Source organism: Streptomyces sp. NPDC058274, from assembly GCF_042881375.1.
Classification (GTDB): domain Bacteria; phylum Actinomycetota; class Actinomycetes; order Streptomycetales; family Streptomycetaceae; genus Streptomyces.
The window spans coordinates 64,566-87,867 of the sequence record NZ_JBHVXW010000022.1; the positions used below are offsets into that span (position 1 = coordinate 64,566).

The following is a 23,302-nucleotide window of genomic DNA, read 5'->3' on the forward strand; positions in this document are numbered from 1 at the left end:
GGCCGGTCCGGACCCCCTGGGTACGGACCGGGACTGCCGGTCAACCGGCCGGAACCGGTGATCGTTCCGCATCCCCGAACGGCACCAAAGACTATGCGGTCGCTGTGGGGGACTTCCCACGGAACGGCAACGGTTCCGTCACGGCAAGGATCTTCGGCTCACCCGCTTCCCCCTGAGGGCCCCGTCGTTGGTACGTACGGGGGACCTGCAGCCTGCGCTCAGTTTCCCCGCCAACTCGCCTCTGAACAGCGGGAGGACCAGGAGTCGTGGACGTGACCGAGTCTGCGGTGATGCCGATGGGGCGGGAGCCCGACAGGACGCGGGAGGGGAGCGGAGCCGGGGGTGAGCGCGCGGCGCACGAAGGGATCCTGCGCCGTCAGTCGGCGCGCGAGCCGGCCGCCCGCACCTATGCGCGCGCCCTGCCGATCGTGCCCGTGCGGGCACGGGGGCTGACGATCGAAGGTGCCGACGGGCGCCGCTATCTCGACTGTCTCTCCGGCGCCGGGACCCTGGCCCTCGGCCACAACCACCCGGTGGTCCTGGAGGCGATCAGAAAGGTCCTCGACTCCGGTGCGCCGCTGCAGGCCCTGGACCTCGCCACGCCCGTCAAGGACGCCTTCACGACCGAGCTGTTCCGTACGCTGCCGCCCGCGTTCGCCGACCGGGCGCGTGTGCGGTTCTGCGGTCCGGCGGGCACGGATGCCGTCGACGCCGCGGTCACCCTCGTACGTGCCGCGACCGGACGTACCGGGGTGCTCGCCTTCACCGGTGCCTGTCACGACATGACCGCGGGGGCGCTCGAAGCGTCCGGGGGCGCGTCCGGCGCACGGGTGGCGCGGCTGCCGTATCCGCAGGACTACCGCTGCCCCTTCGGCGTCGGCGGCGACCGCGGGGCCGAACTCGCCGCCCACTGGACCGAATCCGTCCTCGACGACCCCAGGTCGGGCGTGCCGCACCCCGCCGGGATGATCCTGGAACCGGTCCAGGGCGAGGGCGGCGTGATCCCCGCCCCGGACACCTGGATGCGCCGGATGCGGGAGATCACCCGGGCCCGCTCCATCCCGCTGATCGCCGACGAGGTCGACACCGGCGTCGGCCGCACCGGCACCTTCTGGGCCGTCGAGCACAGCGGCATCACACCCGACGTCATGGTCCTGTCCAAGGCCATCGGCGGCAGCCTCCCGCTGGCCGTCGTGGTCCACCGCGACGACCTCGACGTGGGTCAACCGGGCACCCACGCGGGGGCCTTCCGTGGCAATCAGCTGGCCATGGCCGCGGGCACGGCGACTCTCGCATACGTCCGAGAGAACGACCTCGCCGCGCGTGCCGCTGTCCTGGGCACCCGCATACGGCGACAACTCCGCCCGCTCACCGAGGAGTTCGCCTGTGTCGGCGACGTACGCGGCCGTGGGCTGATGATCGGCGTCGAGCTGGTCGACCCGGAGTCCACCGACTCCGGACCGCGTCCCGCCGCACCCGATCTGGCCTCCGCCGTGCAGCAGGAGTGCCTGCGACGGGGCCTGATCGTGGACCTCGGCGGCCGCCACGCGAGCGTCGTCCGACTCCTGCCCCCTCTGACGATCACAGACGAGCAGACAGCCGCCGTACTGGACCGGCTGGCCGACGCGGTCGAAGCGGTGGCTCGGGGGCCCGCTGGTGGGGGACCCACTGGGCGGAGCCGGGGTGGGCGGAGCCCGGATGAGCCGAGCCCGGATGAGCCGAGCCCGGATGAGCCGAGCCCGGCTGGGCTGGGGCGCGTCGAGGGCGGGGGCGTCGATGGTGGCCACGTCGGGGGCGTCCGATCTGTTCGGCCGGGCCGGCACTAGCTCGGGACTGGTGCGGAGTGCACGGCACCTCAAGAACATGACCTCAAGAGGGGCCCGATGCTCCGCGGCACCGTCCGAGGCCACGTCCGTAGCCCGTCTTGCGGTTCGCGCAGCGGTCGTCCTCAATCGCCCGCCCCGAACCGGCCCAGGGCGCCTCACACCTCGCCGGGACCAGAAGCCTGACTCACGCTGACTCGCCAGGGCCAGAAGAAACCTGAACCGTCTCAGACCTCGCAAGGAAGTCTCGTGAACGCCACCCCCGCATCCGATGGTCAGTCCCACGCCCCCAAGCGGGAAGGCCACGGCACGCAAGCGCTGCCCGCGTCGGCAACCCGCGGGACCCAGGTCCCGCCCGAGCGGCAGTTCGGGGGTACTCAGGCTCCTCCGCAGCCCGGAGTCGAGTCGGTCCCCCGGCAACGGGTCCACGCCTCGGAGACGGATCTGTCGAGGCCGCTGCCGAGCGGCGCCGTCACGGACCCGCTGGAGCAGCCCGATCCCTACGCGGCCGCACAGGCGGCTGCCGTGGAGAACCTCCTGCGCTGCTGGGTACGCGAGAACGACCTCCCGGCCCCGGACGACGGCATCCTCCGCATCCCCCTCCCCGCCACCGCCACGGCCCTCCTCGTCCCCGTCCGCTACTGGTCCTCCACCGGATGGCACCGCTTCGGCCTGCCCTGCGTCGCCGACGCACCCGAGTGGGCGCCCCCTGCCGATGCCGTCACGGTGGCGACCTTGCTGGCCCGGGAAGCGGCGGGGTCAGGAGCGGTGACGTCGCCGGAACCGACGGCCGTCACCCCCGCCGGCTCCGGCTCCGGCTCCGGCTCCGGCACTGACATCTACTCCGACTCCGACTCCGACATCGACACCGATCCCGATACCGGCTCAGGGGCCGGGGCGGCACCCCGCCATGCACCCCACGCACCCCACGGCGGGAACAGCGACCGCAGTGACCTGACCGAACGGGTCGCCGACTCCCTGCGTCGCACCGTCATCTTCGTCACCGAGCGCCGCGAGCACCCCGGTGATGGGCCCGACCTGTTCCTCGCCGCCGAGCAGGCGCTGCTTCTCGGGCACCCGCTGCACCCGACGCCGAAGAGCCGCGAGGGGCTCTCCGAAGCCGAACTGCGTCGCTACTCTCCGGAGACGCGCGGCTCCTTCCCCCTCCACTGGATGTCGGTCGCGCCCGAGCTGCTCGCGTCTGACTCCGCGTGGACGGAACGCGGTCGCCCCGTGGCCGCCGCGCAGCTGACCGCGCGGCTCGCCGGCACCGGACTGCCGCTGCCCGAGGGACATGCCGCCCTGCCCCTGCACCCCTGGCAGGCCCGCGAGATCCGCCACCGCCCCGACATCGGGGCCTTGTTCGACGCCGGCCTGCTCCAGGACCTCGGCCCGCATGGCCCCGCGTGGCACCCCACCTCCTCCGTACGCACCCTCTACCGCTCCGGCGCCCCCGCGATGCTGAAGCTGTCGCTTGGCCTGCGCATTACCAACTCCCGTCGTGAGAACCTCCGCAAGGAACTCCACCGCGGCGTCGAGGTCCACCGCCTGCTGCGCACCGGCCTGTCCGGGCAGTGGCGCGCAGCCCACCCCGGGTTCGACATCGTGCGCGATCCTGCGTGGCTCGCCGTCACCGGCACCGACGGCAGGCCCGCGCCAGGCCTCGACGTGATGATCCGGCACAACCCGTTCGGCCCGACGGACGACGTCTCCTGCATCGCCGGCTTCGTCTCACCCCGTCCCGCTGCGGACGGAGACCGTCTCCGTCCCGCTGCCGGCGGAGACCGTCCCCGCATGACGTCCCGGCTCGCCGAGGTCATCACCCGGCTCGCCGGCCGCACTGGCCGTGCGCGCGGAGCCGTGGCCGCCGAGTGGTTCCTGCGCTATCTGCAGGAGGTCGTGCGCCCGGTGCTCTGGCTGGACAGTGAGGCCGGGATCGCCCTGGAGGCACACCAGCAGAACACGCTGCTCCTGCTGGACCCCGAGGGGTGGCCCGCGGGCGGCCGCTACCGCGACAACCAGGGCTACTACTTCCGCGCGTCGCGCCGCGCGGAACTCGACGCCCGGCTGCCCGGCATCGGAGAGCACAGCGACACCTTCGTATCCGACGAGGTCACCGACGAACGCTTCGCCTACTACCTCGCCATCAACAACGTGCTCGGCCTCATCGGCGCGTTCGGCTCCCAACGCCTCGCCGACGAGCGGCTGTTGCTCGCCGCGTTCCGCCGCTTTCTCACCGGCGTGGCCACCGGTCCGGACCGGCTGCGCACCTCCCTGCCCGCCCACCTCCTGGACTCGCCGCACCTGCGCTGCAAGGCCAACCTGCTCACCCGGCTGCACGGCCTCGACGAACTCATCGGTCCCGTCGACACCCAGTCCGTCTACGTCACCATCGCCAACCCCCTTCATCCCTGAGGAACATGACCCACCCCGTCTGCTGAGAGGAGCGTCGCCGTGCCTCCCACCGATGCGAGCACCGACGCCAAAACCGCCCCTGCCCCCGTCACCGACGAAGGCGCCGACCCGGGTCCCGGCCCGGACTCGGACAGTGAGGACACCCTCGAACTTCGCCTGCCCGACGAATTCATCGCGCTCTTCGCCGAGGACGCCAAGGCTCACGTCGAGGGCACCGCCGAGGAAGGGAGCACGCGCGAGGCGGCTTCCGGCAACCCGGCGAGCGACGACCTGCTCGACCGCGTCGGCGACTGGGGGCCCACGACCACCCCCGTCGGCGACTTCCACCTCGTCCCCGTACGCCTCCAGCGCGATCTCCCGCTCATCGCCCGCTGGATGAACGACCCCGCCGTCGCCGCGTTCTGGGAGCTGGCCGGTCCCCAGTCCGCGACCGAAGATCACCTCAGCACCCAGCTCGGCGGGGACGGACGCAGCGTGCCCTGCCTCGGCGTGCTGGACGGCACCCCGATGAGCTACTGGGAGATCTACCGCGCGGACCTCGACCCATTGGCCCGCCACTATCCCGCCCGCCCTCACGACACCGGAATCCACCTCCTCATCGGCGATGTCGCCAACCGTGGGCGAGGCTTCGGCTCCGCCCTGCTCAGAAGCGTCGCCGACCTCGTGCTCGACAAGCGCCCGTCGTGCGCCCGCGTCGTCGCGGAACCCGACCTGCGCAACACCCCCTCCGTCTCCGCATTCCTGAGCGCCGGTTTCCGGTTCTCCGCCGAGGTCGGCCTGCCCGCCAAGCGAGCCGCCCTCATGGTCAGAGACCGGGCCCTGCGCGATGTGTTGTAGCGCCATCACTTTTGGTACACCGGTCGCCGCGATCCGGTTCCCATCCGAGGAGTCCTTCTTGCAGATCCCGTCCGCCGCCCCGGTCGCAGCCGGGCCGCGACCGGGGCGGAGGCCGTCGGCCTGGCGCCACCACGACCCTTCTGAGCTGGGGAAAGGCGGCCGGGGGACCGACAGGCGGCCCGTGTCCGTCCCGGCCGAGGCGATCCACGACGTCGTAGCCACCGCGAGAACGCACCACGCACCCGTCGTGATCACGCCAGTCGCTGCCGTCGCTGCCGTCGCTCCCGTAGTGATCGCACGGTTGTCAGTCCCGCCCCGTAGGGTGGTCGGGCTATGACGAAGCCCTCACTCCCCGAACTCCTGCATGCTGCCGTCACTGCCGTCGGCGGTACGGAGCGCCCCGGCCAGGTGACCATGGCCGAAGCCGTCGCGGAAGCGATCGACGACAGCTCCCATCTGCTGGTCCAGGCCGGCACCGGCACCGGTAAATCGCTGGGATATCTGGTGCCCGCGCTCGCGCACGGGGAGCGCGTCATCGTGGCGACGGCCACCCTGGCGCTGCAGCGGCAGCTCGTCGAGCGGGACCTGCCGCGGACGGTCGACGCGCTGCACCCGCTGCTGCGCCGCCGCCCCGAGTTCGCCATGCTCAAGGGCCGGTCGAACTATTTGTGTCTGCACCGCCTGCACGAGGGCATGCCGCAGGACGAGGAGGAAGGCCTCTTCGACCAGTTCGAGGCCGCCGCCCCCACCAGCAAGCTGGGGCAGGACCTGGTCCGGCTGCGGGAGTGGTCGGACGAGACGGAGACCGGCGACCGCGACAACCTGACGCCCGGTGTGTCCGACCGGGCCTGGGCCCAGATCTCCGTGTCGTCCAGGGAGTGCCTCGGCGCCCAGAAGTGCGCGTACGGCGCCGAGTGCTTCGCGGAGATGGCCCGCGAGCGCGCCAAGCTCGCCGAGGTCGTCGTCACCAACCACGCGCTGCTCGCGATCGACGCCATCGAGGGCGCGCCGGTCCTGCCGCAGCACGAGGTGCTGATCGTGGACGAGGCCCATGAGCTGGTCTCCCGCGTCACCGGTGTGGCGACCGGCGAGCTCACTCCGGGCCAGGTCAACCGAGCCGTCCGCCGAGCCGCCAAGCTGGCCAATGAGAAGGCCGCCGACCAGCTGCAGACCGCCGCCGAGGGCTTCGAGCGGGTCATGGAGCTGGCACTGCCCGGCCGCCTCGAGGAGGTCCCGGAGGACCTCGGGTACGCGCTGATGGCGCTGCGCGACGCCGCTCGTACGGTCATCTCCGCGATCGGAGCCACCCGCGACAAGTCCGTCCAGGACGAGGACGCCGTCCGCAAACAGGCCCTGGCCTCGGTGGAGTCCGTGCACGACGTGGCCGAGCGGATCACGAACGGCTCCGAGTGGGACGTCGTCTGGTACGAGCGGCACGACCGATTCGGCGCTTCCCTGCGGGTCGCCCCCATGTCGGTGTCGGGCCTGCTGCGGGAGAAGCTCTTTACGGACCGCTCCGTCGTACTGACCTCCGCGACTCTGAAGCTGGGCGGCGACTTCAACGGAGTCGGGGCGTCCCTCGGCCTGGCCCCGGAGGGCACGGAGGGCGAGGACCTCCCGCAGTGGAAGGGCGTCGACGTCGGCTCGCCGTTCGACTACCCCAAGCAGGGCATCCTCTACGTCGCCAAACACCTCGCGCGCCCCGCCCGCGACGGGGACCGCGCCGACATGCTGGACGAGCTCACCGAACTGATCCAGTCGGCCGGCGGACGCACCCTCGGCCTCTTCTCCTCGATGCGCGCCGCGCAGCTGGCCGCCGAGGAACTGCGCACCCGCATCCCCGAGTTCCCCATCCTGCTGCAGGGCGAGGAGACGCTCGGCGAGCTGATCAAGAACTTCGCGGCCGACCCCAAGACCTGTCTGTTCGGCACGCTGTCGCTCTGGCAGGGCGTCGACGTCCCCGGCCCCAGCTGCCAGCTGGTCGTCATGGACAAGATCCCCTTCCCACGGCCCGACGATCCGCTGATGAGCGCCCGCCAGAAGGCGGTCGAGGACGCGGGGGGCAACGGCTTCATGGCCGTGGCCGCCACGCACGCGGCGCTGCTGATGGCCCAGGGTGCCGGCCGCCTCGTCCGCGCCTCGGGAGACCGCGGCGTCGTGGCCGTACTGGATCAGCGCCTCGCGACGGCCCGCTACGGCAGCTACCTGAAGGCGTCACTGCCCGACTTCTGGTACACGACGGACCGTCATCAGGTGCGCAGGTCGCTGGCCGCGATCGACGAGACGGCGCGGAAGACCGAGAGCGCATAGCGCCGGCCTCGGCCGGCGAGTTGCCGGACACCTGGACAGCCGGACAGCAGGATCGACGGACGGCCGGAGGATGTAGTGGTGACCGGCCTGCGGACGACAGCAGAGCCGCAAAGCCGCAAAGCCGCAGGCCGCCGCCGTAGCGGTGACCGGCCGGAAGAGCCGCAGGCCGCCGCACCGGTGACCGGCGTGCGGACAGCACAGGGCCCCGGAACCGGCGCAGGTGGTCCCGGGGCCCGGATCAGGGGCAGGCGCGACGTGTCTTCGCCCGCCGCGGGTTGTCACACCCGCCGCAACACCGCCACCACCTTGCCCAGGATGGTCGCCTCGTCACCGGGGATCGGCTGGTAGGCCGAGTTGTGCGGCAGCAGCCACACATGGCCGTCCTCGCGCTTGAAGCGCTTCACCGTGGCCTCGCCGTCGAGCATGGCGGCCACGATGTCGCCGTTCTCCGCGACCGGCTGGCGGCGGACCGTCACCCAGTCGCCGTCACAGATGGCCGCCTCGATCATCGAGTCACCGACGACCTTCAGGACGAACAGCTCGCCGTCGCCGACCAGCTGCCGGGGGAGAGGGAAGACGTCCTCGACCGATTCCTCGGCGAGGATGGGGCCACCGGCGGCGATGCGGCCCACGAGCGGGACGTACGACGCGGCGGGCTTGCCCGCGGTGTCCGTGGGCTGTGCGGAGGACTGGTCGGAGCCCCGCACCTCGTACGCGCGCGGGCGGTGCGGGTCCCGGCGCAGGAAGCCCTTGCGCTCCAGCGCCATCAGCTGATGGGCGACCGATGACGTGCTGGACAGGCCGACCGCCTGGCCGATCTCGCGCATCGACGGCGGGTAACCGCGCCGCTGCACGGAGTCCCTGATGACCTCGATCACCCGGCGCTGCCGGTCGGTGAGCCCGGAACTGTCCGCCCGGATGCCTGGAGGTCGGCCCGGCAGGGATCGCTTGGGCCCCTCATGATTCATGGCTTCGTTCATCGCATGCACCGGCTCGAGTCGGCCCTGGGAGCGCTCCTGGGCAGTGATGGTGGCGCTGTCTGCGGTGGTGGTCACGTCGGCCCCTCTCGATGGTCTCCCTGCTGGACAACGGTAGTTGCTTTCGAAAGGTTGCGCCAAACACACGTTCGAGTGAAAAATCGCAGATTGCCTGCCGCGATCATCTGTCTAGGTGTATAGCCAACGCCGTGACTCACGGACAAAGTGCCTGATTGCTGTACTCTTCACCGCCGGGACGGCGACCTCGCAGGTCGAGGCCCAGTCTGCCATCCGGCACCCCTTCGGCCGGGTACCGGCCCCCATCGGTGCGGCGCCCACCGTATCTCCGCGCGCCCCGCACCGGTATGACCGCGCGGCACGTGCCAATTCATGTGCGACACGCGCGCCGTGTGTGAATTTACGTGCCTGGCACCACATGTAGTGGTTGGATTGCGGCAGCAGCCCAGAAGTTGTGGTCCCCCGGGTCTTCAGGCCACCGGTCATCGCCTATGCTGGGGGCTGCTTCGAGGGGCCCAAGAGGCCCTTGAGGTCTATGAGTCGTGCCGTGAAGGAGGGTTGGAGCCATGCACTGCCCCTTCTGCAGGCACCCCGACAGCCGCGTCGTCGACAGTCGTACGACCGATGACGGCACGTCGATCCGCAGGCGCCGCCAGTGCCCCGACTGCTCCCGCCGTTTCACGACGGTGGAGACGTGCTCGCTGATGGTCGTCAAGCGGTCCGGCGTCACCGAGCCCTTCAGTCGTACCAAGGTCATCAATGGTGTCCGCAAGGCATGCCAGGGACGACCGGTCACCGAGGACGCGCTCGCCCAGCTCGGCCAGCGGGTCGAAGAGGCGGTGCGCGCCACCGGAAGCGCCGAACTGACCACCCACGACGTGGGGCTGGCCATACTCGGCCCGTTGCAGGAGCTCGACCTCGTCGCCTATCTGCGGTTCGCGTCCGTGTACCGGGCGTTCGACTCGCTCGAGGACTTCGAGGCCAACATCGCGGAACTCAGAGAACAGACGCGGCGCCCCGCCGCGGACGAGGCGGACGACGAAGACGCCTCCGCGGAGCGCCAGGAAAGCGACCGCGGGTCCGGAGGGACTGCACAGGTCCCCGTGCCCGCCAGCGCCGCCGACTGACCGGAGGCCCGGGGCCGGACGGACCGTCCGGCCCCGGAGCGCCCGGCGGCGACCCAAGACCTGCTGCGAGCGGCCGTTTATACGGCGCGCGCAGTACCAGACACACACCGTGCCACGGGAAGAACGAGGCACTTCAGGGCGTTTTAGCCTGATACAGGGAGGCGGCATGACAGAGACGGCGAGCGGTCCGGCACGGGGTTCCCGCACCAAGGGCACCAAGGCCAGCAAGGGACTGCGCATCGAGCGCATCCACACCACTCCGGGCGTGCACCCGTACGACGAGGTGGAGTGGGAGCGCCGTGACGTCGTCATGACCAATTGGCGCGACGGCTCGGTCAACTTCGAGCAGCGTGGCGTCGAGTTCCCCGGCTTCTGGTCGGTGAACGCGGTCAACATCGTCACCAGCAAGTACTTCCGGGGTGCCGTCGGCACCCCGCAGCGCGAGGTGAGCCTCCGGCAGCTCATCGACCGCATCGTGAAGACGTACCGGAAGGCCGGTGAGGACTACAAGTACTTCGCCTCGCCCGCCGACGCCGAGATCTTCGAGCACGAGCTGGCGTACGCCCTCCTGCACCAGATCTTCAGCTTCAACAGCCCCGTCTGGTTCAACGTCGGGACGCCCCAGCCCCAGCAGGTCTCCGCCTGCTTCATCCTGGCCGTCGACGACTCCATGGAGTCGATCCTCGACTGGTACAAGGAAGAGGGCATGATCTTCAAGGGCGGCTCCGGCGCCGGCCTGAACCTCTCCCGCATCCGCTCCTCCAAGGAGCTCCTCTCCTCGGGCGGCAACGCCTCGGGTCCCGTCTCCTTCATGCGCGGTGCCGACGCCTCCGCGGGAACGATCAAGTCGGGTGGCGCCACGCGCCGCGCGGCCAAGATGGTCATCCTCGACGTCGACCACCCCGACATCGAGGGCTTCATCGAGACCAAGGTGAAGGAAGAGGAGAAGATCCGCGCCCTGCGTGACGCGGGCTTCGACATGGACCTGGGCGGCGACGACATCACGTCCGTCCAGTACCAGAACGCCAACAACTCGGTCCGTGTGAACGACACGTTCATGAAGGCGGTCGAGGCGGGCGGCAAGTTCGGCCTGACGTCCCGCATGACCGGCGAGGTCATCGAGGAGGTCGACGCCAAGTCGCTCTTCCGCAAGATGGCCGAGGCGGCCTGGGCCTGTGCCGACCCCGGCATCCAGTACGACGACACCATCAACGCCTGGCACACGTGCCCGGAGTCCGGCCGTATCAACGGCTCGAACCCGTGCAGCGAGTACATGCACCTGGACAACACGTCCTGCAACCTCGCCTCGCTGAACCTGATGAAGTTCCTGAAGGACGACGGCAAGGGCCACCAGTCCTTCGACGTCGACCGCTTCTCGAAGGTCGTCGAGCTGGTCATCACCGCGATGGACATCTCCATCTGCTTCGCGGACTTCCCGACCCAGAAGATCGGCGAGAACACCCGCGCCTTCCGTCAGCTGGGCATCGGTTACGCCAACCTCGGCGCCCTGCTGATGGCGACCGGCCACGCCTACGACTCCGACGGCGGCCGCTCGCTCGCCGGTGCCATCACCTCGCTGATGACCGGCACCTCGTACAAGCGCTCCGCCGAACTCGCCGCGGTCGTCGGCCCGTACGACGGCTACGCCCGTAACGCGCAGCCGCACCTGCGGGTCATGAAGCAGCACTCCGACGCCAACGCCGTGGCTCCTCGTGTCGACGACCTGGACAGCCCGATCTGGGCCGCTGCCACGGAGTCCTGGCAGGACGTGCTCCACCTCGGCGAGAAGAACGGCTTCCGCAACGCGCAGGCCTCCGTCATCGCCCCGACCGGCACCATCGGTCTCGCGATGTCCTGCGACACCACCGGTCTTGAGCCCGACCTCGCGCTGGTCAAGTTCAAGAAGCTGGTCGGCGGCGGCTCGATGCAGATCGTCAACGGCACCGTGCCGCAGGCCCTGCGCCGCCTGGGCTACCAGGAGGAGCAGATCGAGGCGATCGTCGCCCACATCGCCGAGAACGGCAATGTGATCGACGCCCCGGGTCTCAAGCAGGAGCACTACGAGGTCTTCGACTGCGCCATGGGCGAGCGTTCCATCTCCGCGATGGGCCACGTCCGCATGATGGCCGCGATCCAGCCCTGGATCTCCGGCGCGCTCTCCAAGACGGTCAACCTGCCGGAGACGGCGACCGTCGAGGACGTCGAAGAGGTCTACTTCGAGGCGTGGAAGATGGGCGTCAAGGCGCTCGCGATCTACCGCGACAACTGCAAGGTCGGCCAGCCCCTCTCCGCGAAGACCAAGGAGAAGGAGAAGACCGAGGTCACGGCCAAGGCTGAAGAGACCATCCGTAGCGCGGTCGAGAAGGTCGTCGAGTACCGCCCGGTCCGCAAGCGTCTCCCCAAGGGCCGTCCCGGCATCACCACCTCCTTCACCGTGGGTGGCGCCGAGGGGTACATGACCGCCAACTCCTACCCGGACGACGGTCTCGGCGAGGTCTTCCTGAAGATGTCGAAGCAGGGCTCCACCCTCGCCGGCATGATGGACGCCTTCTCCATCGCCGTCTCGGTCGGCCTGCAGTACGGCGTGCCCCTGGAGACGTACGTCTCCAAGTTCACGAACATGCGCTTCGAGCCGGCCGGCATGACGGACGACCCGGACGTGCGGATGGCGCAGTCGATCGTCGACTACATCTTCCGCCGCCTGGCGCTCGACTTCCTGCCCTTCGAGACGCGCTCCGCCCTCGGCATCCACTCCGCCGAGGAGCGTCAGCGTCATCTGGAGACCGGTTCGTACGAGCCGTCCGACGACGAGGTCGACGTCGAGGGCCTGGCCCAGTCGGCGCCCCGGGCGCAGGAGCTGAAGGCCGTCGTCACGCCCAAGGCGGAGGTCGAGGCGGCCCAGCCCGCCCCGCAGCAGGTGCATACCAGCGCCGAACTCGTGGAGATGCAGCTGGGCATCCAGGCGGACGCCCCGCTGTGCTTCTCCTGCGGTACGAAGATGCAGCGGGCCGGTTCCTGCTACATCTGCGAGGGCTGCGGCTCGACCAGCGGTTGCAGCTGATGTCGGTCATCTGCTGATCACGAAGTAGCAGGCCAGGGCGGTGCAGCCGGTATCCGGCTGCACCGCCCTCGGCGTGTGTCGACCCAGGGCCGTCGTGTCTGCCGCAGCTCGGCGCCGGCGGTGCGTCTCGTCACGGCGTCGTTCGGCCGCTTCGGGGGTCCCGAGGCGGAGTCAGGAGTCCCGAGGCGGAATCAGGAGTCCTGACGGCGGCCCATGATCCTGGTGAAGGACGCCGGGTCCGTGTCGTAGCCCTGGATCCCCGGGTGGAACGTCCATTCTCCGGAGTCGTCGCGTACGAACTCCCCGACGGTGGCCGCTGTGGCCCCCAGGACTTCGCTGAAGTCGTCCTCGGCCAGGACGGTGTAGCCCTCGCGCATCCGCAGACCGGGGTTGAGCACGCCGACGAACGTCTTGTGGCCCGAGCGCTGCTGGATGACGACACCGACGACCACGCGCGTGTAGCGGCTGTCGAGCCGCTGCAGTTCGAGCGTCATGACCTCGTCCCAGCCGAAGCCCTTGCCGTCCTTGCTGTCCCGGTTGAGATAGATGGTCCCGTCCGGGGAACGGCTGTCGAAATGCACCACATAGGAGGGATCGCCGTACGGGTCGTCCGACAGGAAGGTCGCGGCGACGATGTCGAGATCGGTGTCCGGCTCGCCGGCGGGACTCGGGTCCCACTTCACCGCCAACTCGACCTTGCGAATGCCCTTGTTGAAACCGCTCACCAGATCTCCCCCTGCCCGTATCCACTGCCTTCTGCCCCAACTGCGGTACAGCTGAAGCAGGTTGCCCATCGTGCCACGCGTACCCGGGCGCTCGCGCGGGTGCACTCCGCCGGAGCGTGACCGGCGCCACGCTTCGTGGCCTTACGATGGCGCGGTGCTGGTCAAGTGGATTCGCTGCACCGTGGTGGACCGCCGCGGTTTCGAGCGGGGGCAGCGAAAGTGGGCGGGGCTTCTGGGGGAGCCGGGTTTCCGGGGGCAGGGCGGGGGCTGGAGCCGGGGCAGGCCCGGAGTGGCGCACATCTTCGCCTTCTGGGAGAGCCGCGCCTTCTACGACTCCTTCATGGCCCGTTCCCATGACCGGCTGGCCACCGCGCAGTCGGGCACCTTCAAGGACTCCCAGGCGAAACTCTTCGATCACCGTTTCGACGTGAAGACCGGTTTCGAGCCGCGCTTCACGGACGCCGACCTGGTGCGGGTGGCGCACTGCCGGGTCCACGAAGAGCGTGCCGAGCACTTCGCGCTGATGCAGGAGAAGGTCTGGAACCCCGCGATGGCGGGTTCCCCCGGGATGATCCGTGGACTGTTCGGCGAGGCTCCGGGGCCGGAGTTTCTGATCCTTTCCATGTGGAAGTCGGCCGCGGAACACGGCAAGTACCGGGCCGAGCGGGTGGAGCGCCTCGTCCTGCGGGCCCAGACGGAGGCGGACGTCGCCGCTCTGGCCGGCGACATAGTCCAGCTCGAGCCGGGCTGGACGGTCTGAGTCCGGGTCGAGGCTCCACGGAGGGGTCGGGGCGGGATCGCGGGATCGCGGCAGGGCTGAGGCTGGAGCGTGGCTGCCACGGAGGCCCTGGGAGGGGCCAGGGCGGGATCGCTGGAGGCCTGGGGCGGGTGCATGGCCGCCGGCTGTGGCCCGGGGAGTGATCGAGGTCCGGAGGGGGCCGGTGCGCCCCCGCAGAGGGCCGTACGGTGGACCCAGCCCGGTTCCCGGGAGTGTGTTTTTTTGTGTGACCTACGCCGTATGGGGCCCGTACGAGTGCTCGATCGGCCGTCACCCGATCTAGGGTTTTGGCATGGCACGACCACGGCGCATCGTCCTTGTCCGGCACGGCGAGTCAGCGGGCAACGCCGATGACACCGTTTACGAACGCGAGCCCGACCACGCACTGGCCCTCACCGAGAAGGGGTGGCAGCAGGCGGAGGAGACGGGCGCACAGCTGCGGGAGATCTTCGGCCGTGAGCGCGTAAGCGTTTACGTCTCCCCCTACCGCCGTACGCACGAGACGTTCCGCGCCTTCCACCTCGACCCCGACCTGGTGCGCGTGCGCGAGGAGCCACGGCTGCGGGAACAGGACTGGGGAAACTGGCAGGACCGCGACGACGTACGCCTCCAGAAGGCGTACCGCGACGCGTACGGGCACTTCTTCTACCGCTTCGCACAGGGCGAGTCGGGCGCCGACGTGTACGACCGGGTCGGCGGGTTCCTGGAGAGTCTGTACCGGAGTTTCGAGGCGCCCGACCATCCGCCGAACGTGCTCCTGGTGACCCACGGTCTGGCGATGCGGCTCTTCTGTATGCGGTGGTTCCACTGGACCGTGGCGGATTTCGAGTCACTGTCGAATCCGGGGAACGCGGAGGTGCGGATGCTCGTTCTCGGGGACGACGGCAGATACACGCTTGACCGTCCTTTCGAACGCTGGCGTGATCCGGAACCGTACGGAGTCACCGGATAGAGTGGCAGGGCGATGACCGCTGACTCCTCTCCCGACGGGCGCCTGGACCGCGCCCTGTCCAGCCTGCGCGGACTCGCGGTGGGAGACGCGCTGGGCTCGCAGTTCTTCGTGCCCGCGAACTACCCGCTGCTGAAGCGCCGCGAGCTGCCGCCCGGTCCCTGGCAGTGGACCGACGACACCGAAATGGCCTCCTCCGTAGTGGCCGTTCTGGCCACCCACCACCGCATCGACCAGGACGCCCTGGCTCACTCGTTCGCGGAGCACCACGACTTCGACCGGGGCTACGGGCCCGCGGTCAACCGGCTCCTGCGGCTGGTCAGGGAAGGCGGCGACTGGCGCGAGCTGGCCTCCGCCCTCTTCAAGGGACAGGGTTCCTGGGGGAACGGCGCCGCGATGCGGATCGCCCCGCTCGGCGCCTGGTACGCCGACGACCCGGAGCAGGCGACACACCAGGCGGAGATCTCGGCGTACCCCACGCATCAGCACCGCGAGGCCGTGGTCGGCGCCATGGCCGTTGCCGCGGCGGCCGCGCTGGCCGCCGATCCGGCCGGACCGCCCAGCCCCGGGGCGCTGCTCGACGGCGTGATCGCGCTCGTGCCCCGCAGCGCGGTCGGAGCCGGGCTGCGTCGCGCCCGCGACATGCTCGACTACGGCGACACCGCGACGGTCGCCGCCGTACTGGGCTGCGGACGGCGTACGACGGCACACGACACGGTGCCCTTCGCGCTGTGGTCGGCGGCCCGTGCCCTCGGTGACTACGAGGAGTCGTTCTGGTCGACCGCCCAGGTCGGCGGCGACATGGACACGACCTGCGCCATCGTGGGCGGAGTGGTCGGCTCGGGCAAGGCGGGGGCGCCGCCGAGCGCGTGGCTGGAGCAGACGGAGCCACTGCCGGAGTGGATGCCCGGCTCGGTGTAGAGCAGCGGGGGTGTGTCGCGGGGCCGGTATTTGTTCGGCGGCGGTCGCCGGGCCTCGGTTCGTTCGGCGGCGGTCGCCCTGCGCCCCCATGCGCCCTGTGCCACATGGCGCCACATACGGAATCGGAATGCGGCCCGTGTGCCACAAGCGTCACATGAGCCCCCTCTGTCACAGGCTCGCTACAGCGTGACTCCCGACGTCCAGGAGCGCGCCGCCCGTGGATAGCCTTGCCGCCCACGCCGCCTGTTGATCATGCCGGGCGAGCGCCGAAGAGACACCGGTCGTCCGCGTTCCGCGCAGCGGCGCGCTCCGCCGCCGTGGTGTGCCACGGCGTGCCACGGCCGGTTGGGAGGGGGTCCCGTGTCCGAAAGACCGTCCACGCCCGAGCCGAGTGATCCGGGGCCGGAAACGCCCGGCAGCGTCGGACTGGCCAAGAGCGGCGAGCCCGACGACGCCGCTGAGGCATCCGGCCCGCAGGACCACCGGACCGAGCAGGAGACGGACGAGGAGGACTACGAGGGCGACAACTGGGCCGCCCCGTCGGCCGGCCCCGTGCCGTGGCTCTCCGATCTCCGGATCGAGTCACCCGCTCCCGTACGCACCGCCACCCTGTGGGCGGTGCTGGCCACCGGTCTCCTCAGCATGCTGCTCCTGGGCGACGGCCTGGCGCTCAACCTCTTCCTCGTCGCGATCCCGGCCGCGCTCGCGGCCTACTTCGCCGCCGAGGCCGCCGGCCGCCGCCCGCGCGCGTGGACCCTCGTCTGGGGTGTCGGCGGCCTGGCACTGCTGGCGGTGCCGGCCCTGCGTGACGCGGACTGGCCGTCCTTCCTGGCCGTGGTCGCCGCGATCGCGCTGAGCTCGCTGGCCCTGAACGGCGGCCGCAGCTGGATATCCGTTCTGCTCAGCCCGCTCGGGATGTTCAACTCGATCGTCACAGGGCCCGTCTGGGGCTGGCGGGGGCTGCGCGAACGATCGGGCGGCGCACGCGGGAGCGTCGGGCCGATGCTGCGCGCCCTGGCCGTGACCGCCGTCCTGCTGCTGGTCTTCGGTGCATTGTTCGCGGGAGCTGACGCGGCCTTCGCCGATCTGCTCGGTGACCTGCTGCCGGACGCCTCTGTCTCCGGCGGCCCCTGGCACGTCGTACTCCTGGCGCTCGGCCTGGTCTGCGCGCTCGCAGCGGCGCACACGGCGGCCGCGCCCGTGCACTGGGACCGGGCGGAGATCCCTGCGGGCCGTGCCCGCGGGCGCGTCGAGTGGGCGCTGCCGCTGGTCGTGCTCGCGGTGCTCTTCGCGGCCTTCAACGCCGTCCAGCTCGCCGTGCTCTTCGGCGGATACGACGCCGTACTGGAACAGACCGGCCAGACCTACGCCCAGTACGCGCGCCAGGGCTTCTGGCAGCTGCTTCTGGTCACCGTCCTGACCCTGCTCGTCATCGTCGTCGCCCTGCGCTGGGCGCCGCGCGACGGGTCACGCGACCGGACGCTGGTGCGCGGAGTGCTGGGAACTCTGTGCGCGCTCGCGCTCGTTGTCGTGGCATCCGCCGTGCGACGCATGGACATGTACGTGGAGGCGTATGGACTGACGCGACTGAGAGTCTCGGTGGTGGCCGGTGAGCTGTGGCTCGGGCTGGTCATCGTGTTCATCATGGCGGCCGGGGTGTGGGGTGCCCGCTGGCTGCCGCGCGCCGTCGCCGCCAGTGCCGCCGCCGGAGTCCTCGCCTTCGGACTGGCCTCGCCGGACGCGCTGATCGCCGAGCGCAACGTCCAGCGGTACGCGGACACGGGCACGTTCGACCTCGGCTACGCGCGGGGCCTCTCCGCCGACGCCGTACCCGCGCTCGACAAGCTCGAGGAGCCGCTGCGCACCTGCGCGCTGCGGTCCCTGGCCGACGGTTTGGCAGACCGCGACGCGCCCTGGTACGCCACCAGTTGGGGAGAAGCGCGCGCCCGGCGCATCCTCGACGAGCGTCCGCTGACGGACGACGCGGACTGGAGTGTGTGCAACCAACTGGGCATCGACGTCATGTACCGCTGAGAAGGGCCTGAGAAGGGCCTGAGAGGGGTCCGGGCAGGGCCTGAGGAGCGCCTCCGCCGGGCCGGGAGCGCTGCGCTCCGGGGGCCTGTCTGCGTGGCAGGCCGGGCCCTCGTCCGCGGCGGTGATCCGCGGGACGTGGCCCGGCCTCCATGGCACTCCCGCGTCAGCCCGCCGCGGGTCCCGCCGTGCCCGCCAGGGCGTCCAGGTCGCTCTTGCGGACCCGGATCACCGATGTGGCGACGATCAGAGCCAGTACGGCCATGGCCACGGCCGGGATGAAGGCCGTCGCGATGCCCTCGGAGAGCACCTCGTGCCCCCAGGAACCGGGCAGTTGGTGGGTCTTGGCGAACTCCGCCTTCTGCTCGGCCGAGGCCTCGCTCATGAACGGGGGCACCTGCTTCGCCGCCTCGTTCCGGCTGGCCGTGCCGAAGACGGTGGTCAGGATGGAGAGGCCGAGTGCGCCACCGACCTGCTGTGTCACGTTGAGCAGACCCGACGCCGCGCCCGCTTCATGCGTGGCGACACCGGAGACCGCGGTGAGGGTCAGGGTCACGAAGTTGAGACCCATACCGAAGCCGAACAGCAGCATGGGGCCGAGGATTCCACCGGCGTACGAGCTGCCGGGGCCGATGAAGGTCAGCCAGCCGAGCCCGACCGCGACAAGAGCCGAGCCCACGACCATGAACGGCTTCGGCCCGAGCACGGGCAGGAAGCGCTGCGACAGGCCCGCGCCGGTCACGATCGCCACGGTCACCGGCAGGAAGGCGACACCGGCCGAGATCGGGCTGTACCCGAGCACGTTCTGCACGAAGAGAACGATGTAGAAGAACATGCCGAACATCGCCGCCGCCAGGCTCAGCATGATCAGATACGTGCCCGAGCGGTTGCGGTCGGCGAACATCCTCAGCGGAGTGATCGGCTCCTTGGCCCGCTTCTCGACGAACCCGAAGGCCAGCAGCAGCACGACCGCCGCGGTGAAGGACCCGATGGTGAGACTGTCCCGCCAGCCCTCCTCCGCGGCCCGGATGAACCCGTACACCAGCGAGGCCATGCCGAGGGTCGAGGTGAGCGCGCCGGCGATGTCGAAGCGCCCCGGATGACGCTCGGACTCGCTGATGTACAGCGGCGCCACCACGGCGATCAGCACGCCGATGGGGACGTTCACGAAGAGCACCCAGCGCCAGTCGAGCCACTCCGTGAGCATGCCGCCGGTGAGCAGCCCAATGGCGCCGCCGCCCGCGGAGACCGCGGCGAAGACACCGAAGGCACGGTTCCGCTCCGGGCCTTCGGGGAACGTGGTGGTGATCAGTGCCAGCGAAGTGGGCGACGCGATCGCGCCGCCGACGCCCTGCAGGGCGCGTGCGGCCAGCAGTTGCCAGGGTTCCTGGGCGAGTCCGCCGAGCAGCGAAGCGGCGGTGAACAGCAGGATGCCGGTCATGAAGACGCGGCGCCGGCCGAGGATGTCACCGGCCCGGCCGCCGAGGAGCAGCAGACCGCCGAAGGTGAGCGTGTAGGCGCTGACCACCCACGTCAGGTCCGTTGTGCTGAACTTGAGCGCGTCTTGAATGTGCGGGAGCGCGATGTTCACAATCGTGGCGTCGAGGACCACCATGAGCTGGCAGGCCGCGATGACGGTGAGCGCGATGCCGGGATGCCCCTCCCGGCGGGCGGCTCCCGGCTTCTGATCTGGAATCAACTGAGAGGTTGTCACTATGGTTCCCCCACAAGTGCGTTAGTGAACGCTCGCGTTCACTGTCGCGTCAACGGTAGTGAGTCCCCGACAGTGAACGCAAGCGTTCACTTATGTCGCTGCCGCCCGCGTGACCTGATGGATCAGCCCGCTCCCAACTGGAATCCCCGCTTCCCCCCATGCTCAACGGAGACACTCACATGGTTACTTCGCGCTGGACGGCCGCCCCCGCTCGGCCGGTCTCCCTGCGTCGGCGCGGTGCCGTGCTCGAACGCGCGATCCTCGATGCCGCGCTGGATCAGCTCAGCACGGTCGGCTGGAACGGCCTCACCATGGAAGGCATCGCCGCCGGCGCCCAGACCGGCAAGGCGGCGGTCTACCGCCGCTGGGCCTCCAAGGAGGACCTCGTCGCCGACGCGCTCCAGGCCGCACTGCCCCGGCTGACGGAAGCGCCCGACCTCGGGAGCGTCCGAGACGATCTGCTCGAGCTGTGCCGACGGGTGCGGGAGGCCATGTTCTCGCGGCCCGGTTTCGCACTCCGTTCAGTTCTTCACGAATGCGATGCTTCTCAGGCTGAACGCTTCCAGGCCGTGATCTTCGGCGGAGTCATCGAACCGACCATGGATCTGCTCCGCGAGGTCATTCACCGTGGTATCGAGCGGGGAGACGTGCGCCCCGACGCCGCCAACAGCTATGTCTTCGACGCCATTCCGGCGATGATGATGTACCGCTCGAAAGTGTGCGCCAGCGAATGGGGCGAGGAGGATCTGGAGGGGATGATCGATCAGCTGATGGTTCCGTTGCTGCGGCCGAGGAGGGCCTGATCGGCGAGGTATGGCGCTCGGTGGGGCCGAGTGACCCAGCGGCTCGCGGTGCTTCGGGCCGACCGCGGCCACCCGCCCCGTCACGGAGGCCACCCGCCCCACCCGGGAACCGGGTGTCGCGGCGGCACCCGGGAACCGGGTGTCGCGGCGGCTTCCGCGCGGCGTACGCTAAGAACGCCATGCCGTACGAAGCACCCACTCACACCGTCGAGCGCTCCCTCCGCGCCACGACCGGAGCGAAGGTCATTGCCGGGATCGACGAGGTGGGGCGGGGAGCGTGGGCCGGCCCCGTCACCGTCTGCGCCGCGATCACCGGACTGCGCCGACCCCCCGAAGGCCTCACCGACTCCAAGCTCCTCACCCTCAAGCGCCGGACCGCGCTGGCTGAGGCGCTGAGCACCTGGGTGACGTCGTACGCCCTCGGTCATTCCTCCCCGGAGGAGATCGACGACCTGGGGATGACAGCCGCGCTGCGGCTCGCGGCGGGCCGCGCCCTGGAAGCCCTGCCGGTCCGTCCCGACGCGGTCATCCTCGACGGGAAACACGACTACCTCGGCTCGCCCTGGCGCGTCCGTACGGTGATCAAGGGCGACCAGTCCTGTGTGGCCGTCGCCGCGGCCTCGGTGCTCGCCAAGGTCCAGCGCGACAAAATGATGGCCGAACTGGGCATCGACCATGCAGACTTCGGTTTTGCGGCCAACGCCGGGTATCCGTCACCGGTGCACAAGGCCGCGCTTGCGGAGCGGGGGCCCACCCCCCACCACCGACTGTCGTGGGCGTATCTTGATGCGCTGCCCCAGTGGCGGCACCTCAAGAAGGCCCGCAACTGGGCGGACGGAAGCGTTCCGGCGATCGAGGGCCAGCTCGGCTTCGATTTCTGACGTTTCCGTTCGCACTCATGTGCCACCCGCCGGAGCGATCCGCACCGGCGTTTGATAAAAATCAGCTCATGCCTCTCATTCCCGAGGAGCCTCAGATTCACGAGAGCGCCCAGGGTCCCCGCGTGACGCCGGCCAGCGGCCGCACGCCGACCCCCCGTCCCGTACCCGGCCCCCGTCCCGCGGCTCCGCCGCGTCCCGGCCGTCCGGGTCCTGTCCGGCCGATGCCGGCCCAACGCACGCCGCGCGAACCGGCCGTGGCCGCCTCGGCGCCTGCCGCCCCGGCCGCTGCCGCGACCCCTCAGGTCCAGCTGATCCCGGCCTCGGCCGAGGGTGCGCTGGACGCCGCCGAAGAAGCGGTCGATCTGCTGCTGGAGTCGGGCCGTGCCCCGGGTGAGGTGCTGGTGCTCACCACCGGCGAACCGCACCCGTGGGCCGCGCACGAACTCTCCTTCGGTGACACCGCCTACTGGGCGCAGCACGACGCCGGTGACGACGTCTTCTACGCCGATGCATCCGTCGCGGGCCGGGCAGCGTCCCGTCCCGTGGTCGTGGTCGCCGTCAACGGCGGTCCCGACACCGCCGCCACCGCCCTGCCGCTGGCCCTGGGCCGGGCCGGCGCCCTGCTGATCGTCTGCGGCGACCCGCAGCAGATCAACTCGGCGCTGGGCGCGGGGGTCTGAGCGGGTCCCGGACCTGGTCCGGGACGCAGTCGGGGGCTCTGGAGCCCTTGAGCCCTGGGATGTTCGGTCGGAGACTCCGGTGTGTTCCGTGCGCGTGCGCCCGGGACGCGACCGGAGCACGTCCGTGGCACGTCCTTACGTCCCGTGGGTGATGGGGGTGTCGGCGTGACGGCACGATGACCGTGCCACAGCTACGGCACCTGTACGGCGGGCACTTCAGGGTGCGCGTCGGGGCGGGCCGGGGCTGGGTGGCGGGTACGGAGACGTGCTGCGCGGCTGCGACTTGGTGACGTCACTGCTTATGGCTGCGGTGCCGCGCGCCTCGTCTCAGCATGCCGTTGTCCGGGGCTTTGGGCTCACCTGGCCAAACGGTGCCCCGCGCCTCGTCTCGGCGGGTCGCTGCCCGGCGCTTCGGGCTCACCTGGCCCTGGCGCCCCGCACCTCGGCTCAGCGGGCCGCTGCCCGGGGCTTCGGGCTCAACCTGGCCAAACGGTGCCGCGCGCAACGGCGCCCCGCACCTCGGCTCAGCGTGCCGCTGCCCGGCGCAGCAGCTCGGAAGCGGCGCCCCCGGTGCGCGGCGGCGGGGGCTGTGCCTCGCCGGCGAAGGCTTCGGGCGCCGAGTCCGCGCTCGGGCGGCGTCCGCCCCGGCCCTCGCCGAGGACCTGCCAGCCGTCATGCGTCAGCGTGATGTACGCCCCGCAGCGCAGCCCGTGCAGCGTGCAGGCGTCCCGCAGTCCCCACATCCAGGCCCCGTCCTCCTCGGTCCAACGCGCGTCGCCCTCACGGCAGTAGAGCAACACCGCCGTACGGATCGGGGTGCGGCGGCGCAGGTCGTGCGGGATGACCTTGCGCAGCTGCGCGAGCAGCACGTTGCGGAACATCCAGCCGTCGGCCGGAGCCGGACGCCGGGTGAACGAGGCGCTCGCCCGCAGCCGCTCGTCCGGGTCGAGGACAGCCACGATCGCTGTCGCGGGCTGGGGCCGGTGCCGGGTGTGCAGCCCGCTGACGACCTCCCGGGGATCACGCAGCAGCGGGATCCCCGCGGCGGCCCACTCCGCGGGTTCGAGCATCCGGGTCAGCGGGTTGGTGGAAGCGGCGGCCAGGTCAGCAGACGTCGACATGGATGCCGCCGAGGACGGAGCGAATCCGAAGGTCACGGTCCTCCCTTCGGCTACGCGCCCACACTTCGGGCGGGGGTCGGACTTTGGGGGGCGCACACCGCAGCGAAGCCCTGCCGGACCACGGACGAGCC

The 23,302-nt window shown here is 70.5% G+C and carries 17 protein-coding genes; 13 read left to right on the plus strand and 4 right to left on the minus strand.

Translation table 11 applies throughout. The annotated features are described in order from the left end of the window. The first annotated feature begins 296 nt into the window (after positions 1–296). From ACFVYF_RS32085 to ACFVYF_RS32100, 4 genes are all read left to right on the plus strand, one after another. Complete coding sequence (locus ACFVYF_RS32085) at positions 297–1,826, plus strand: diaminobutyrate--2-oxoglutarate transaminase family protein (RefSeq protein ID WP_389461172.1); 1,530 nt, start codon at positions 297–299, stop codon at positions 1,824–1,826. Between the two features lie 246 nt (positions 1,827–2,072). Then, on the plus strand, positions 2,073–4,238 hold the full coding sequence (locus tag ACFVYF_RS32090) for an IucA/IucC family protein (protein WP_389461048.1): 2,166 nt from the start codon (positions 2,073–2,075) through the stop codon (positions 4,236–4,238). Positions 4,239–4,277: 39 nt separating this feature from the next. Next, positions 4,278–5,075 carry a GNAT family N-acetyltransferase gene (locus ACFVYF_RS32095; RefSeq protein ID WP_389461049.1) on the plus strand — a complete coding sequence of 266 codons (798 nt, stop codon included), beginning with the start codon at positions 4,278–4,280 and terminating at the stop codon, positions 5,073–5,075. Positions 5,076–5,408: 333 nt separating this feature from the next. Then, positions 5,409–7,385: an ATP-dependent DNA helicase gene (locus ACFVYF_RS32100; protein WP_389461051.1), complete on the plus strand. Its 1,977-nt coding sequence runs from the start codon at positions 5,409–5,411 to the stop codon at positions 7,383–7,385. A 278-nt stretch (positions 7,386–7,663) separates the two neighbouring features. Here ACFVYF_RS32100 and lexA read toward each other — a convergent pair whose 3' ends face one another. Continuing rightward, positions 7,664–8,440 carry a transcriptional repressor LexA gene (lexA, locus tag ACFVYF_RS32105; protein WP_389461053.1) on the minus strand — a complete coding sequence of 259 codons (777 nt, stop codon included), beginning with the start codon at positions 8,438–8,440 and terminating at the stop codon, positions 7,664–7,666. Between the two features lie 506 nt (positions 8,441–8,946). Here lexA and nrdR point away from each other — a divergent pair. Together nrdR and ACFVYF_RS32115 are read left to right on the plus strand one after the other, a co-directional pair. Further along, on the plus strand, positions 8,947–9,507 hold the full coding sequence (nrdR, locus tag ACFVYF_RS32110; protein ID WP_383288935.1) for a transcriptional regulator NrdR: 561 nt from the start codon (positions 8,947–8,949) through the stop codon (positions 9,505–9,507). Positions 9,508–9,673: 166 nt separating this feature from the next. Continuing rightward, positions 9,674–12,568, plus strand: coding sequence for a vitamin B12-dependent ribonucleotide reductase (locus tag ACFVYF_RS32115; RefSeq protein WP_389461055.1), 2,895 nt, complete (start codon positions 9,674–9,676; stop codon positions 12,566–12,568). A gap of 191 nt (positions 12,569–12,759) precedes the next feature. Here the strand turns inward: ACFVYF_RS32115 and ACFVYF_RS32120 are convergent, their stop codons facing one another. Beyond that, a complete protein-coding gene (locus ACFVYF_RS32120; protein WP_389461174.1) occupies positions 12,760–13,293 on the minus strand; it encodes a TerD family protein in 534 nt (177 codons plus the stop codon). A gap of 154 nt (positions 13,294–13,447) precedes the next feature. Between ACFVYF_RS32120 and ACFVYF_RS32125 the strand changes: the two genes are divergently transcribed. The 4 genes from ACFVYF_RS32125 (at position 13,448) to ACFVYF_RS32140 (ending at position 17,975) form a co-directional block, all read left to right on the plus strand. After that, a complete protein-coding gene (locus ACFVYF_RS32125) occupies positions 13,448–14,053 on the plus strand; it encodes a YdbC family protein (protein WP_389461057.1) in 606 nt (201 codons plus the stop codon). A 310-nt stretch (positions 14,054–14,363) separates the two neighbouring features. Further along, positions 14,364–15,023: a histidine phosphatase family protein gene (locus ACFVYF_RS32130; RefSeq protein WP_389461059.1), complete on the plus strand. Its 660-nt coding sequence runs from the start codon at positions 14,364–14,366 to the stop codon at positions 15,021–15,023. Positions 15,024–15,035: 12 nt separating this feature from the next. Continuing rightward, positions 15,036–15,941, plus strand: a complete 906-nt coding sequence (locus tag ACFVYF_RS32135; protein ID WP_389461061.1) for an ADP-ribosylglycohydrolase family protein — start codon at positions 15,036–15,038, stop codon at positions 15,939–15,941. 360 nt (positions 15,942–16,301) lie between these two features. Further along, complete coding sequence (locus ACFVYF_RS32140; RefSeq protein ID WP_389461063.1) at positions 16,302–17,975, plus strand: DUF4153 domain-containing protein; 1,674 nt, start codon at positions 16,302–16,304, stop codon at positions 17,973–17,975. A gap of 163 nt (positions 17,976–18,138) precedes the next feature. On the opposite strand, the gene ACFVYF_RS32145 is transcribed toward ACFVYF_RS32140, so the two are convergent. Further along, positions 18,139–19,686 (minus strand): MFS transporter, encoded by a 1,548-nt coding sequence (locus ACFVYF_RS32145; RefSeq protein WP_389461064.1) that lies wholly within the window; start codon positions 19,684–19,686, stop codon positions 18,139–18,141. A 179-nt stretch (positions 19,687–19,865) separates the two neighbouring features. Here ACFVYF_RS32145 and ACFVYF_RS32150 point away from each other — a divergent pair, with 179 nt between their 5' ends. The 3 genes from ACFVYF_RS32150 to ACFVYF_RS32160 all read left to right on the plus strand — a co-directional run bounded on the left by ACFVYF_RS32150 (position 19,866) and on the right by ACFVYF_RS32160 (position 22,050). Next, on the plus strand, positions 19,866–20,489 hold the full coding sequence (locus tag ACFVYF_RS32150) for a TetR/AcrR family transcriptional regulator (RefSeq protein ID WP_389461066.1): 624 nt from the start codon (positions 19,866–19,868) through the stop codon (positions 20,487–20,489). A gap of 179 nt (positions 20,490–20,668) precedes the next feature. After that, positions 20,669–21,370, plus strand: coding sequence for a ribonuclease HII (locus ACFVYF_RS32155; RefSeq protein ID WP_389461068.1), 702 nt, complete (start codon positions 20,669–20,671; stop codon positions 21,368–21,370). Between the two features lie 68 nt (positions 21,371–21,438). Beyond that, on the plus strand, positions 21,439–22,050 hold the full coding sequence (locus tag ACFVYF_RS32160; protein ID WP_389461070.1) for a hypothetical protein: 612 nt from the start codon (positions 21,439–21,441) through the stop codon (positions 22,048–22,050). A 524-nt stretch (positions 22,051–22,574) separates the two neighbouring features. Here the strand turns inward: ACFVYF_RS32160 and ACFVYF_RS32165 are convergent. Beyond that, positions 22,575–23,207 (minus strand): hypothetical protein, encoded by a 633-nt coding sequence (locus ACFVYF_RS32165; protein WP_389461072.1) that lies wholly within the window; start codon positions 23,205–23,207, stop codon positions 22,575–22,577. Positions 23,208–23,302: the final 95 nt, after the last annotated feature.